Origin of the sequence: Klebsiella sp. LTGPAF-6F (assembly GCF_001753185.1) — a bacterium.
Lineage (GTDB): Bacteria > Pseudomonadota > Gammaproteobacteria > Enterobacterales > Enterobacteriaceae > Klebsiella > Klebsiella michiganensis.
The window spans coordinates 1379826-1393583 of sequence record NZ_CP017450.1; the positions used below are offsets into that span (position 1 = coordinate 1379826).

Sequence of the window (13758 nt, forward strand, 5' to 3'; positions counted from 1 at the left end):
GGGAATGCACACAGACGTGGGACATCAGGTCCCTTAATAAACTCAGGATGAAAAAGCTATGAAAAAAAAGGTTCTTGCAATTGCTCTGGTAACCGCGTTTGCCGGTATGGGTGTCGCTCAGGCAGCTGACGTTACTGCTCAGGCAGTCGCTACCTGGTCCGCAACCGCCAAAAAAGACACTACCAGCAAGCTGGTGGTGACTCCGCTGGGCAGCCTGGCTTTCCAGTATGCCGAAGGGATTAAAGGCTTTAACTCACAGAAAGGCCTGTTTGATGTGGCTATCGAAGGCGACGCCACCGCGACCGCATTCAAACTGACCTCTCGTCTGATCACCAACACCCTGACTCAGCTGGATACCTCTGGTTCCACCCTGAGCGTGGGCGTTGACTACAACGGCGCTGCGGTCGAAAAAACGGCTGACACCACCATGATCGACACCGCGGCGGGCATCTTGGGCGGCAACCTCAGCGCGCTGTCTAACGGCTATAACGTCGCCGGTCGCACCACCGCTCAGGACGGCTTCACGTTCTCCATCATCAGCGGCACCACCGATGGCACCACTGCCGTTACTGACTACAGCGCTCTGCCGGAAGGTATCTGGAGCGGCGACGTCAGCGTACAGTTCGACGCGACCTGGACCAGCTGATCCTCACGTAGCACCAGGCAGGGGGGCTCCCCCTGCCTTATTTCACGGATTGAATTCATATGAAAAAACACATTCTGGCCATCAGCCTGTTGCTCAGCACAATGACGCCAGCCCTGGCGCTGGATGTGGGCGATATCTCTTCATTTATGAACAGCGGCAGCAGCACGCTGAGCAAAGAGATCAAGAACACGACCGACAGCGGTCGCTTAATTAACATCCATATGGAACGCCTCTCTTCGCCGCTGGACGGTGGCAAGGTGATCCCGATGGATAAGCAGGACGAGATTTTACTGACCCCCGCCAGTCTGCTGCTGCCCGCGAAGGCCAGCGACGTGATCCGCTTTTTCTACAAAGGCCCGGCGGACGATAAAGAACGCTATTACCGCATTGTCTGGTTCGATCAGGCGCTCAGCGATGCCCAGCGCAATGGCTCGACCCGCAGCGCGGTAGCGACGGCCTCGGCGCGGATCGGCACCATCCTGGTGGTCGCGCCAAGAAAAGCCAATTTCCGCTATCAGTACGCCAACGGCACGCTGGTCAATACCGGTAACGCGACGTTGCGCATTCTTGCCTACGGCCCGTGTCTGAAGCCGGCTGACGGTAAAGAGTGCAAGGAAAATTATTTCCTGATGCCGGGAAAAGAACGGCGCTTCACGCGCGTGAATGTGGCGGATAAAAAAGGACGGGTCGCGCTCTGGCAGGGCGAGCAGTTTGTTCCCGTGAAATAGACATTTCTTCTGACGGATCAACATTATGGCTCTACCAGGGAACGCTCCAGGATTAAAAACACTCCTTGCCTCCGGCATGGTCATTTTGCTGGTTCCGTTTAGCGTCACTGCCGCCACCGACAAAGTACAGCAAATCGGCGGCGTGATTATCCCTCAGGCCTTCAGCCAGGCGCTGCAGGACGGAATGAGCATCCCACTGTTTATTCATCTTGAAGGCAGCACCGGTACCCAGGACGATCAGCGGATCGGCAATGCCTTTATCTGGCTGGATAATGGCGTTCTGCGCGTTCGGCAAATTCAGCTGGAAGAAAACGATAATAACGCCACCGTCAGCGAGCAGACCCGCAAACAGCTGACCGCGCTGGCCAATGAAGCTTTCAGCAAAGATCTTAACATTAGCCTGACGGATGACGCCCGGCTACAGCTCAGCCTGCGCCAGCTGCTCCTGCAGCTGGTGGTAAAAAAAGAGGCGCTGGGTACGGTGCTGCGCTCGCGCAGCGAAGATATCGGTCAGTCCAGCGTCAACACCCTTAGCAGCACCCTGAACTATAACCTCGGGGTCTATAACAACCAGATGCGCAACGGCGGCAATAACACCTCCAGCTATCTGTCGCTGAACAACGTCACCGCGCTGCGCGAGCACCACGTGGTGCTGGACGGCTCGCTTTACGGTATTGGCTCCGGCAATCAGGACAGCGACGTCTATAAAGCGATGTATGAACGCGACTTTGCCGGTCACCGCTTTGCGGGCGGGATGCTGGATACCTGGAATTTACAGTCCCTTGGCCCGATGACCGCCGTTTCGGCAGGGAAGATCTACGGCGCTTCCTGGGGCAACCAGGCCAGTTCGACGGTGTTCGATAACACCCAGTCGGCCACCCCGGTGGTCGCCTTTTTACCCGCCGCCGGGGAAGTCCATCTGACCCGCGACGGACGCCTGATGAGCGTGCAGAACTTTGCCATGGGTAACCATGAAGTCGACACCCGCGGCCTGCCGTACGGGATTTATGATGTCGATGTTGAAGTGATTGTGAACGGCCGGGTGGTCAGCAAACGCACCCAGCGGGTCAATAAATTGTTCAGCCGCGGACGCGGCGCCGGCGCGCCGCTGGCCTGGCAATTCTGGGGCGGCAGCTTCCATATGGATCGCTGGTCCGAAAGCGGTAAAAAAACGCTTCCGGCAAAAGATAGCTGGCTGGCGGGGGCCTCGGCCTCCGGGTCGTTCAGTACCTTAAGCTGGGCGGCCACCGGCTACGGCTATGATAACAACGCCGTCGCCGAGACGCGCCTGACCCTGCCGATCACCGAGTCCATTAACGTGAACCTGCAGAATATGCTGGCCAGCGACAGCTCCTGGAGCAGCATCGGCAGCATCAGCGCCACGCTGCCCGGCGGCTTTAGTTCGGTGTGGGTCAACCAGGAAAAAACGCAGATTGGCGACCGGATACGGCGCAGTAATGCCGACAACCGGGCCATCGGCGGCACGCTGAACCTCAATTCACTCTGGTCAAAGCTGGGTACCTTCAGCATCAGCTATAACGACGACCGCCGCTATAACAGCCATTACTACACGGCGGATTACTACCAGACGCTTTACACCGGCTCATGGGGATCGCTGGGCCTGCGCGCGGGCGTACAGCGCTTTAATAACGGCGACAGCAGCGCCAGCACCGGGAAATATATTGCGCTCGATTTCTCGCTGCCGCTCGGCAACTGGTTCAGCGCCGGGATGACGCACCAGAACGGTTACACCATGGCCAACCTGTCGGCGCGTAAACAGTTTGATGAAGGCAGTATTCGCACCATCGGCGCGAACGTTTCGCGCGCCATTTCCGGCGATACCGGCGATGACAAAACCCTCAGCGGCGGCGCGTATGCTCAGTTTGATACCCGCTACTCCACCGGCACGCTGAATGTGAACAGCGGCGTGGATGGCTATGTGAACACCAACCTGACCGCCAACGGCAGCGTGGGCTGGCAGGGGAAAAATATCGCCGCCAGCGGCCGCACCGACGGCAACGCCGGGGTGATTTTCAAAACCGGCCTTGAGGATGACGGCAAGCTCAGCGCCAAGGTTAACGGCCGCATTGTGCAGCTCTCCGGCAACCGTAATTACCTGCCGCTGTCGCCGTACAGCCGTTATGAAGTGGAGCTGCAGAACAGTAAAAACTCGCTCGATAGCTACGATATCGTGACCGGGCGTAAGAGCCAGTTGACCCTTTATCCGGGCAACGTGGCGGTGATTGAGCCGGAAGTGAAGCAGATGGTGACGGTCTCCGGGCGTATCCGCGCGGAAGACGGCACGCTGCTGGCTAACGCGCGGATTAATAACCATATCGGTCGTACCCGCACCGATGAGAACGGTGAGTTTGTGATGGACGTGGATAAAAAATATCCCACCATCGATTTCAGTTACGGTAAAAACCAGAGCTGCGAAGTGGCGCTGGAGCTGAGCCAGGCGCGCGGCGCGGTGTGGGTGGGCGATGTGGTCTGTAGCGGCCTCTCCACTTATGCCCGCACGCAGCAGACAGGAGAAGGTAATGAAAGCTAAATGGCTGGCATGTTTAGTGATGTTCACGGCGGCGCTGTGCGTGACGCGGGTCAACGCCGCGGTCACCAAAACCACCTGGCCGGATGCGGCGGCCATGCAGTTTGTTTTCGTGGAAAACAACTCGGACGATAACTTCTTTGTTACCCCGGGCGGCGCGCTGGACCCGCGAATGACCGGGGCTAACCGCTGGACCGGGCTGAAATATAACGGCTCGGGCACCATTTATCAGCAGAGCCTGGGCTATATCGACAATGGCTATAACACCGGCCTGATTGCCAACTGGAAGTTTGATATGTGGCTGGATAACTCCCCCACATCTCATCCGTTACAGGGGCTGCGCTGTATCAACTGGTATGCGGGCTGCGACATGGCCACCAGCCTGATTCTGCCGCAAACCAGCGATGCCAGCGGTTTCTACGGCGCGACGGTGACCTCCGGCGGACAAAAGTGGATGCACGGCATGATGTCCGACGCTTTCTACCAGTATCTGCAGCAGATGTCGGTGGGCAGCAGTTTCTCGATGACCATCAACTCCTGTCAGACTTCGGTGAACTATGACGCAACCAGCGGCGCGCGCTGTAAAGATCAGGCTTCAGGAAGCTGGTACGTGCGTAAAGTCACCCATACTAAAGCGGCAAACCTGAAGCTGATTAACACCCATGCGCTGGCGGAAGTCTTTATCAACAGCGACGGGGTCCCGACGCTGGGCGAGGGGAACGCCGACTGCCGCACCCAGACTATCGGCTCCCGTTCCGGTCTGAGCTGCAAAATGGTGAACTACAATTTGCAGCACAATGGCCTGAGTAATACCTCAATTCATATTTTCCCGGCAATCAGCAACTCGGCGCTGGCTTCCGCGGTCGGAAGTTATGATATGCAGTTCAGCCTGGATGGGAATTCATGGAAGCCGGTGAGCGGCATCTCCCAGTACTATACGTTTAATGAGATGAAATCATCTGACTCGGTTTACGTATTTTTCTCGAGCAACTTTTTTAAGCAGATGGTCACGCTGGGCATCAGCGACGTGAACACCAAAGACCTGTTTAATTTCCGTTTCTATAACACCACCTCGCCGGAGTCAGGCTGGTACGAGTTTTCGACCTCCAACACCCTGATTATTAAACCGCGCGACTTCAGCATCAGCATTATTTCCGATGAGTACATTTCGGCGCCGACGCGCGAAGGCTACGTGGGCAGCGGCGAGCCGTCGCTGGACTTTGGCTATATTGTCACCACCAGCGGCAAAACCGCCGCCGATGAAGTGCTCATTAAAGTGACCGGGCCAACGCAGGCGATCGGCGGACGTTCATACTGTATTTTTAGTTCACCCGACGGCACGTCGAGAGTACCGTTCCCGGCGACGCTGGCGTTTACCACCCAGACCGGGACCATCAAAACCTACGATGCCGGATGCGATGATACCTGGCGCGATATGACCGACGCCCTGTGGTTAACCACGCCGTGGACGGATATCTCCGGCGACGTCGGTCAGATGGACAAAACGACGGTAACGTTTTCCATTCCGATGGATAACCCGATATCGCTGCGCACGGTGGAAGATAACGGCTGGTTTGGTGAAGTGAGTGCTTCAGGAGAAATTCATGTTCAGGCGACGTGGCGTAACATTAACTAATTTGCTGCGGATGCTTATCTGCCTGCTGTCGCTCGGATTGGCGACCGCGGCGCAGGCCATCTCGGTGGGTAATTTAACTTTCTCGCTGGCGGCGGAAGATAACTTCGCGTCTAAGCGGGTGATTAATAACAATAAAAGCGCCCGGTTGTATCGGGTTTCTATTGTCGCTATCGACCGCCCCGGCGGCAAAGAGGTGCGTTCTCGCCCGGCGGACGGCGAGCTGCTGTTTGCCCCGCGTCAGCTTACCCTGCAGGCGGGGGAGAGCGAGTATTTTAAGTTTTACTACCACGGCCCGAAAGATGACCGTGAGCGCTATTACCGGGTCTCCTTTCGTGAAATACCCACCCGCAATTACGTGATGCGCAATAAAAGCGGTACCGAGGTGAGTATGGATCCGGTGGTGGTGATGGACACGATTCTGGTTGTGCGCCCGCGCGAGGTACGGTTCAAGTGGGCCTACGATCGGGCGGCGGGCACCGTCAGCAATACCGGGAATACCTGGTTTAAGCTGCTGATCAAGCCCGGGTGCGATACGACGGAAGAGGAAGGGGATGCATGGTATTTACGGCCCGGGGACGTTGTTCGCCAGGCCTCGCTGCGCCAACCGGGGAACCACTACATCATCTATAACGATAAATTTATAAAAATGACCAAAGACTGCCCGGTGAACTAACCGGGCAGCTTTTTTCGCGCTTCGTCGCTAAACCGTACGCCCGGCATAGCGGCGGTTCGCCAGCAGGCTCAGGCCGCAGCACAGCAGATAATAAACCGCGCCGGTAAAGACAAATATCGCCAGCGGGTAAATTTGCACCCGGTTATTGACCTGCCCGGCGACGGTGGTCAGTTCCGGCACGTTGACGATAAACGCCAGCGACGTGTCTTTGAGCAGCCCGATAAATATCCCTACCAGCGAGGGCTGAACGTTGCGCAGAGCCTGCGGCAGCAGAATAAGGCGCAGCGTCTGTCCGGGGGCAAAACCCTGGGTCAGCGCCGCTTCGTACTGCCCGCGGGGCAGCGATTGCAGGCCCGCCAGCACCGAGTGCATCACCGACGCGGCGGTAAACCACGCCAGCGCCACCGTGACGGTGACCGCGCCCGGCAGGTCGCTGCCGGTGAGCATGGGGAGCAGATACCACAGCCAGAAAATGACGAAGATCAGCGGGATGCCGCGAATAATCTCCGCCCACAGGAAGAGCAGCCGCCGCACGATCCCGTCGTAGCGCCAGGCGATGGCCGCCAGCAGCACGCCCCCCGGCAGCGCCAGCGCGGCGGCGCCGATAGCCATCAGCAGCGTCAGCACCACGCCGCCGGGAATACCGTCCGCCAGCCGTCCCCACAGCAGATAATCGAGGTTATCAACGATAACCGCCAGGTTAGCGTTCATAGCCGGCTCTCCTTTGCTGATCCCTTCCCGGACCGAGACGCGTCAGCGCCACGCCCATGAGCACCCCAAGCGCCAGATACAGCGCGGTGCCGACGGCAAACGCCTCCAGCGCATGCGCGTTGTAGCTCTCGATTTGCCGCACCTGATAGGTCAGTTCGGCGAAGCCGATACCGCTCGCCAGCGAGGAGAGCTTCATCAGGTTCAGATACTGGCCGATAATCGGCTGCCAGGCGTTAGCCAGCCCCTGCGGCAGCAGAATGTGGCGCAGCTCCTGCCACGGCGTAAACCCCTGCGACAGCGCCGCTTCCCGCTGGCCGTGGCTAACGGCGCGCAGCCCGGAGGCGATCTCTTCGATCAGAAACGCCGAAGTAAAGACCCCGAGTCCCCACATTGAGCAGAGAAATTCCGGCGTCAGCCACCAGACGTTGCCCGGCAGAATCGACCAGCTGTGGTCGTCGTTGATAAAATCTCGCGCCCCCAGCGGCAGCAGATTCCAGGCGGCAAAATACCAGAACAGCAGCTGGACCAGCAGCGGCGTATTGCGGAACAGTGAAACCCAGGCCGCCACCAGCCAGCGGCCGGGCCTGCCGCCCCCGAGACGCAGCGCCAGCAGCAGGACGGCCAGCACGGTCGCCAGAATCATCCCCGCGACGCTGACCCAGACGGTGGTGAGAAAACCGGAGATGATCCACTGCAGCGGCTGCCCGCTCAGCACGCCATGCCAGTCGAGATGTGGGATCACGCCTCACCCTCCTGGTGCAGCGGATCGAGCACCTTCTGCAGGAAACGGCGGGTGCGGGCGTGCTGCGGCCGGGCGAAAAACTCGGCCGGCGGCGCGACTTCGAGAATATCGCCGCCGTCGATAAACACCACCCGATCGGCAATCTCGCGGGCGAACTGCATCTCGTGGGTCACCACCACCATGGTGATCCCGCTGTGGGCGAGGGTTTTCATGACCTGCAGCACTTCGCCGATCATCTCCGGGTCCAGCGCCGACGTGGGTTCATCGAACAGAATGATCTGCGGCGAGGAGGCGAGGGCGCGGGCGATCGCCACCCGCTGCTGCTGACCGCCCGAGAGCTGGGCAGGCATCTGCCGGGCTTTATCCGCCAGGCCAACCTGGCTGAGCAGCGCCAGCGAGCGCTCGCGGGCGGCGCTTTTGCTCCAGCCGTGAACGCGTTCCAGCGCGAGGGTAATATTCTCCTGCGCCGTCAGGTGGGCGTAGAGATTAAACTGCTGAAAAACGAAGCCGACCCGGCTGCGCAGCTGGCGCAGGGCGCTGCCGGTAAGCTGGCGCGTCGGTTTGCCGTCGATCAGAATCTCGCCGCCGCTAAGGGATTCCAGCTGATTGATCAGGCGGATCAGGGTTGATTTGCCGGATCCCGAAGGGCCGAGGATCGCCACTACTTCGCCGGGTTCAACCTGTAAATTTACGCCGTTCAGCACCCGATGGTCGCCGTAGCTTTTGGCGACATCGCGAAACTCAATGCTGGCGCGCTGCAGATGCGAAAAATCCGCGGACGATGCCGCGGAGCGTGAAAATAGAGCCGATAACATCATCTTTCTCTGCTTATTTCGCTTCGATAGTAAAGGCGCGCGGCTGCGGAGTTTTGGTGCTCGGGCCAAACCAGATGTCGTAAATTTTGGCCGCTTCACCGGTTTTTTCCAGCTTGACCAGCTCGTCATTGACCGCTTTCAGCAGGGCCGGTTCGCCTTTCTTCACGCCGACGCCAATCTCTTCTTTGCTCAGCAGGTCGGGGATGATTTTGAAGTTTGCCTTGTCCGGCGCTTCCGCCAGCAGTCCGGCGAGGATGGTGCTGTCCTGAGTGATGGCCTGCACGTTGCCGTTGCGCAGGGCGGTCAGCGCCAGCGGAATATCGTCATAAGAGAGCACGCGCGACTGCGGGAAACGCTGATGCAGCGCCTGTTCGCCGGTGGTGCCTTTTACCGCGCCGATGCGCGCTTTGCTGTAATCATCGAGCTTATCCGGCGATTTTGCCGGGACGAGGAACTGCTGGCCGGTCACGAAGTAAGGCGTTGAGAAATCAATCACCTGGGCGCGTTCCGGGGTGATGGTGATATCGGCGACGATCAGGTCGGCCTTACCGGACTGCAGCAGCGGAATGCGGTTGGCCGGGTTGGTGGCGACCAGCTCCAGCTTGACGCCGAGCGACTTTGCCAGCGCTTCGGCGAAGTCCACGTCGTAGCCGACGATTTTATGCGTTTTCGGGTCTACCGAGCCGAACGGCGGGTTGGCGTCGAAGGTGGCGACTTTGACCACGCCGGCGGCTTTGATATCGGCTAGTTGATCGGCCTGAGCCTGCGCGGCGAGCACCAGCATGCCCAGCGCCAGCGCGATTTTTGTTTTTGCAATGCGCATTGTTATTCCCCTGAATCCCTGTTTTGTTTTGTGTTTATCACGCTCCCACAAATCGCCCGTCGGCGGCAAAGAAGAAAAAGTTCTTATCTATAACGAAAAAGAACTTAACAAAGTTGTGGATATTGTTTACCCGGCTCTGTGCTACCAAACTGGGGAGACATTCCGTCAGCTATTGGTATCTTTCTGAAATCACAAGACTCGCAGCGATGCCCTGGTGCCCGCTGAAATCGGTGAACCGGAGGTCGGAAGACAAGGGCTGGCCGCCAGGGATGGCGGCCAGAGGCGAATCGAGACAGCGATGTCGAGTTGAGCCGACCGCAGGCTGAGGACCGGGAGGTGAGCGCAGTGCGCAGCACCGATTTCTTTGCGGGACCGCGGGGATTGTAAAGGGGGAGACGGTTTTCTCCCCCTTTACCCGTTCACGGGTAGCGGTGAGGCATTTTCTGCAGATTGCGAGTGAACGGAACCCTTACGCATAGAATTACAAATCAGGCTTCGGCAAACGCTGCGGGTCCTTCCCAGCCTGCGCTGCGCTTGGCTGGGCTACGGGGCCTCAGTCGTCTGGGGTCGTGTAGCCCGGATAAGACGTTTACGTCGCAATCCGGGAAAGGCCCCTAATATGCGCCCGACAGAATTACAAATCCGGAATTGATATTTCCCGCCCGCCGTCAACTGTGGTTGAAATAGACACAGGCAAAAATGCTTCCCGACGGAGGAGAAAAATGAAAGTGGCGCTGTGGCAACGCATAACGGGCTGGCTGGCTTCTTTATCTGGATCCGGCGGTGAAGCCGGTCAGCAGGATACCCAACGCATCATGGAGGCAATATTACCGGTCGCCAGTCTCTACGGAATTGAGCTCGGCAACGTTGAAACAAGGTGGTTTCGCCATGATAAAACATACTGAGCGGCGCAGGACGCGTGAAGCCTACTGGAACGAGGTGTGCTTTGTGTAGCGCGAGGCTGTTTGCGGTTGCGGCGACGCAGGAAGCGAAGCCGCAGCCCTGAACAGCTTTATCCCCCCAGATACATCCGTTTGATTTCCGGATTCGCCAGCACCTCCGGCGCCGGACCAGAGAGCATAATCTTCCCATTCTCCAGCACATAGGCGCGATCGGCGATGGTCAACGCCGCCGTGGCGTTCTGCTCTACCAGCAGCACGGTAATATTCTCTTCCCGCAGCTGCTTAATCGTCGCAAACAGCTCCCCGACAATTTTCGGCGCCAGGCCGAGGCTTGGCTCATCGAGCATCAGCAGTACCGGCTCGCTCATCAACGCTCTGGCGATCGCCAGCATCTGCTGCTCGCCGCCGCTCATGGTTCCCGCCATCTGGCTGCGCCGCTCTTTCAGCCGGGGAAACAGGCTGTACATGCGATCGCGCAGGCGGGTAAAGCCGGCGAGATTGTTGTAGGCCCCCATGCGCAGATTTTCTTCGATGGTCAGGTTGGTAAAGATGCGCCGTCCTTCTGGCACCAGCGCCAGCCCCTTACGCACAATCTGATGCGTCTGGCTGCGGGAAATATCCTCGTTGAGAAAATTGACCCTCCCCGTGGAGCGCACCAGGTTGACGATCCCGTTGAGGGTGGAGGTTTTCCCCGCACCGTTGCTGCCGATAAGGGTCACAATCTCCCGGTCGTGAATATCAATGTCCACCCCTTTCAGCCCCTGAATCACGCCGTAAAACACTTTTAACTCGCGCGCGCTAAGCATAACGAACGTCCCCCAGGTAGGCGGAAATCACGTCCGGATCCTGAATGGCTTCGGACATCAGGCCGCTAAACAGCGGTTTGCCGTACTCCAGCACCATCACCCGCTCGCACAGCTTGTTGACGAACGGCATATCGTGCTCGATCAGCAGTACGCTGAGCTGATAGTCGTTACGCATGCGGAAGATCAGATCCGCCAGATCCTCCGTCTCTTTCGGGTTCATCCCGGCGGCGGGCTCGTCGAGCAGCAGCAATTTTGGCGACGTCGCCAGCGCGCGGGCGATCTCCACCTTGCGCTGGTTGCCGTAGCTGAGGTTGGTGGCCTGCACGTCGGCGAAATGGGCGATACCGATATCGTCCAGAATCGCCATCGCTTTGGCCTTTGCCGCCCGCTCGGCGGGGAAGTAGCGGCCAATATGCAGCGCCGCTTCCAGCAGCGAATAGCGGCTGGCGCTGTCGAGGCCGACCATCACGTTTTCTAATACCGTCATCGAGTTGAACAGGCGGATATTCTGAAAGGTGCGGGCAATCCCGGCGTTGACCACCCGGTTAGGCTTCAGCCCCTTCAGCGACTTTCCCGCCAGGGTCACGCTGCCGCTGGTCGGCTTATAGTTGGCGGTGATGACGTTGAACATCGTGGTTTTGCCCGCGCCGTTGGGGCCTATCAGGCCAAAAATTTCCGCCTCGTCGACGTGGAAACTGACGCTGTCGATGGCCCGCAGGCCGCCGAACTGCATGGTCACGTCCTGCACCTGTAAAATGACCTTATTTTGCGCCATAGCCGCGGCCCCTTTTGCCCACTTGCCAAATCTCTTTTTTACCCAGCAGACCTTCGCGGGCGAACAGCATGATGATCAGCAGCAGCAGCGAGAACACCACCATCCGCAGGCCCGGATACGCGCCGAGATCGTGACCGAAGAACTGGAGCGGCTGGTCGAGAAAGCGCAGCCACTCGCCGCTGCCGACCACCAGTACGGTGCCGAGCAGCGCGCCGGTGGTGCTGCCCAGGCCGCCGAGCACGATAATAATCAGCAGCTGGAAGGTGAGCATAAAGTCGAACAGGCCCGGCGAGATGGTGGTCAGCAGCGAGGCCAGCAGTCCGCCGCCGATCCCTTCAAAGAAGGCGCTGGTGGCGAAGGCGCAGGTTTTAATGCGAAACGTGTTCACGCCCATGGCGATAGCGGCGTCTTCGTCGTCGCGCACCGCTTTCATCATTCGCCCGTACTTCGACCACACCAGCTGCAAAATCATCCCGGTCGCCAGCAGGGCGAACAGCCCGCACCAGAACAGGAGATGCGGCTGCTGCGGAATATCGTTGAGGCCAATCGCGCCGTTGGTGATCTGCGGATTGTTGATAGCGAGGATTTTAATGATAAAGCCGAAGCCGAGGGTCACAATCGCCAGGTAGTCGCCGCGCACGCGGAAGACCGGCAGGGCAAGGCAAACCGCCAGCGCCGCCGCGCACAGGCCGCTAATGAGCAGCGCGGGCAGGAACCCGGCGTGCAGCACGAGGATCCACGGGCTGGGGGCGGCCATCTCAAACATATCCAGCTTGCTGTCACTGGGGAGGATCAGCAGGGCGGTGACGTAAGCGCCGACCGCCACAAAGCCGTTGGGCTCCAGCGACAGCTGGCCGGTCACGCCGTTGATCAGGTTGTAGCTGACCGCGAGGATCATAAAGACGAAAATGGTGCTGATGACGCGAGTAATGTAGTCGTTGAAGACGACGTTGATCCCGGCCAGCAGCGCGACGCAGAGAGCAATAATGACCAGGTTGCGCAGCTGCGCCCCGGCGGTAGTCGTAGCGTTGAGCATCAGAAACGGCTCCTTTCCAGACGTTCATCGCCCATAATGCCAACCGGGCGGAACAAGAGGACCAGAATCAAGAACATAAAGGCAAAGGCGTCTTTGTAACCGCCCAGTTCGGGAAACAGAGCGACCGCCACCACCTCGGTAAAGCCGAGAATAAAGCCGCCGAGCACCGCGCCGGTGACGCTGCCGATTCCGCCGAGCACCGCGGCGGCGAAGGCCTTCAGGCCGATCAGCACGCCCATCAGCGGGTCGATGGTCGGGTAGCTGATGGAGTAGAACACCCCGCCCAGCGCCGCGAGGCTGCTGCCGAGGGCGAACACCAGCGAGATAATGCGGTTGGCGTCGATGCCCATCAGGCGCACGGTATTAACGTCGAAGGCCACCGCGCGGATCGCCATCCCGTAGCGGGTGCGGTACAGCAGCCAGAGGATCGCCAGCAGCAGCAGGACGGTGATCAGCGGCACGATCCACGCCACGTTGGTGATAATCACGTCACCAAAGGCGCGGGTGTTGTTGAAAAATTCCGGTGCGGAAAAGAAGCGCGAGCTGCCGCCAAACAGCACGTTGAACAGGTTTTCGAGGAAGAAGCTGACGCCGATGGCGGTGATCAGCATGGAGATTTTTGATGCCTGACGCAGCGGGCGATAGGCCACCCGGTCGATCAGCATACCGAACAGGCCGCACAGCGCGAGGGTCAGGAAAACGGCTACCCCGAAGGGTAGCCCAATGGAAGAAAACAAAAACAGGGTGGTAAACGCCCCGACCATCATTACGTCCGCATGGGCGAAGTTGATCAGGCGCAGCACCCCATAAACCATCGTATAACCGATGGCAATCAGGGCGTACATGCCCCCAAGGCTCATTCCATTGACCACTTGCTGGAGAAAAATGGCACCATCCATCTGATATCCCTTATAAAA

General features: G+C 58.8%; 14 protein-coding genes. 6 read left to right on the forward strand and 8 right to left on the reverse strand.

Features of this window, described 5'->3' with window-relative positions; genetic code table 11:
• The first annotated feature begins 58 nt into the window (after positions 1-58).
• The 5 genes from ecpA to BJF97_RS06475 are packed head-to-tail and all read left to right on the forward strand — an operon-like array spanning position 59 to position 6231.
• A complete protein-coding gene (gene ecpA, locus BJF97_RS06455) occupies positions 59-646 on the forward strand; it encodes a common pilus major fimbrillin subunit EcpA (RefSeq protein WP_014228102.1) in 588 nt (195 codons plus the stop codon).
• A gap of 59 nt (positions 647-705) precedes the next feature.
• Complete coding sequence (locus BJF97_RS06460; protein ID WP_004848094.1) at positions 706-1374, forward strand: hypothetical protein; 669 nt, start codon at positions 706-708, stop codon at positions 1372-1374.
• Between the two features lie 25 nt (positions 1375-1399).
• Positions 1400-3925: a fimbrial biogenesis outer membrane usher protein gene (locus BJF97_RS06465; RefSeq protein WP_032693219.1), complete on the forward strand. Its 2526-nt coding sequence runs from the start codon at positions 1400-1402 to the stop codon at positions 3923-3925.
• Positions 3926-3944: 19 nt separating this feature from the next.
• Entirely contained in the window at positions 3945-5558 is a 1614-nt protein-coding gene (gene ecpD / locus BJF97_RS06470; protein WP_223239395.1) for a fimbrial adhesin EcpD, read from the forward strand.
• Positions 5527-6231, forward strand: coding sequence for a fimbrial biogenesis chaperone (locus BJF97_RS06475; RefSeq protein ID WP_032693221.1), 705 nt, complete (start codon positions 5527-5529; stop codon positions 6229-6231). The genes ecpD and BJF97_RS06475 overlap by 32 nt, the downstream gene beginning before the upstream one ends.
• A 27-nt stretch (positions 6232-6258) precedes the next feature.
• Here BJF97_RS06475 and BJF97_RS06480 read toward each other — a convergent pair whose 3' ends face one another.
• Genes BJF97_RS06480 through BJF97_RS06495 form a run of 4 tightly spaced genes read right to left on the reverse strand, consistent with a single transcriptional unit; the run spans position 6259 to position 9322 of the window.
• The gene (locus tag BJF97_RS06480; protein ID WP_014837541.1) at positions 6259-6942 is read right to left on the reverse strand and encodes an amino acid ABC transporter permease; all 684 of its coding nucleotides are present in this window, start codon (positions 6940-6942) and stop codon (positions 6259-6261) included.
• Entirely contained in the window at positions 6932-7684 is a 753-nt protein-coding gene (locus BJF97_RS06485; protein WP_014228108.1) for an amino acid ABC transporter permease, read from the reverse strand. Before BJF97_RS06485 ends, BJF97_RS06480 begins: the two co-directional genes overlap by 11 nt.
• Complete coding sequence (locus tag BJF97_RS06490; RefSeq protein WP_032693224.1) at positions 7681-8499, reverse strand: amino acid ABC transporter ATP-binding protein; 819 nt, start codon at positions 8497-8499, stop codon at positions 7681-7683. Before BJF97_RS06490 ends, BJF97_RS06485 begins: the two co-directional genes overlap by 4 nt.
• A 13-nt stretch (positions 8500-8512) precedes the next feature.
• Entirely contained in the window at positions 8513-9322 is an 810-nt protein-coding gene (locus BJF97_RS06495; protein WP_032693222.1) for an ABC transporter substrate-binding protein, read from the reverse strand.
• Between the two features lie 722 nt (positions 9323-10044).
• On the opposite strand from BJF97_RS06495, the gene BJF97_RS06500 reads away from it, so the two are divergent.
• Positions 10045-10227 carry a hypothetical protein gene (locus BJF97_RS06500; protein ID WP_004129481.1) on the forward strand — a complete coding sequence of 61 codons (183 nt, stop codon included), beginning with the start codon at positions 10045-10047 and terminating at the stop codon, positions 10225-10227.
• 107 nt (positions 10228-10334) lie between these two features.
• On the opposite strand, the gene BJF97_RS06505 is transcribed toward BJF97_RS06500, so the two are convergent.
• Genes BJF97_RS06505 through BJF97_RS06520 form a run of 4 tightly spaced genes read right to left on the reverse strand, consistent with a single transcriptional unit; the run spans position 10335 to position 13740 of the window.
• Positions 10335-11030 carry an ABC transporter ATP-binding protein gene (locus BJF97_RS06505; RefSeq protein WP_004848112.1) on the reverse strand — a complete coding sequence of 232 codons (696 nt, stop codon included), beginning with the start codon at positions 11028-11030 and terminating at the stop codon, positions 10335-10337.
• Complete coding sequence (locus BJF97_RS06510) at positions 11023-11805, reverse strand: ABC transporter ATP-binding protein (RefSeq protein WP_014228113.1); 783 nt, start codon at positions 11803-11805, stop codon at positions 11023-11025. Before BJF97_RS06510 ends, BJF97_RS06505 begins: the two co-directional genes overlap by 8 nt.
• On the reverse strand, positions 11792-12841 hold the full coding sequence (locus tag BJF97_RS06515) for a branched-chain amino acid ABC transporter permease (protein WP_014228114.1): 1050 nt from the start codon (positions 12839-12841) through the stop codon (positions 11792-11794). Before BJF97_RS06515 ends, BJF97_RS06510 begins: the two co-directional genes overlap by 14 nt.
• Entirely contained in the window at positions 12841-13740 is a 900-nt protein-coding gene (locus BJF97_RS06520; RefSeq protein ID WP_004099333.1) for a branched-chain amino acid ABC transporter permease, read from the reverse strand. The genes BJF97_RS06515 and BJF97_RS06520 overlap by 1 nt, the downstream gene beginning before the upstream one ends.
• Positions 13741-13758 lie beyond the last annotated feature (18 nt).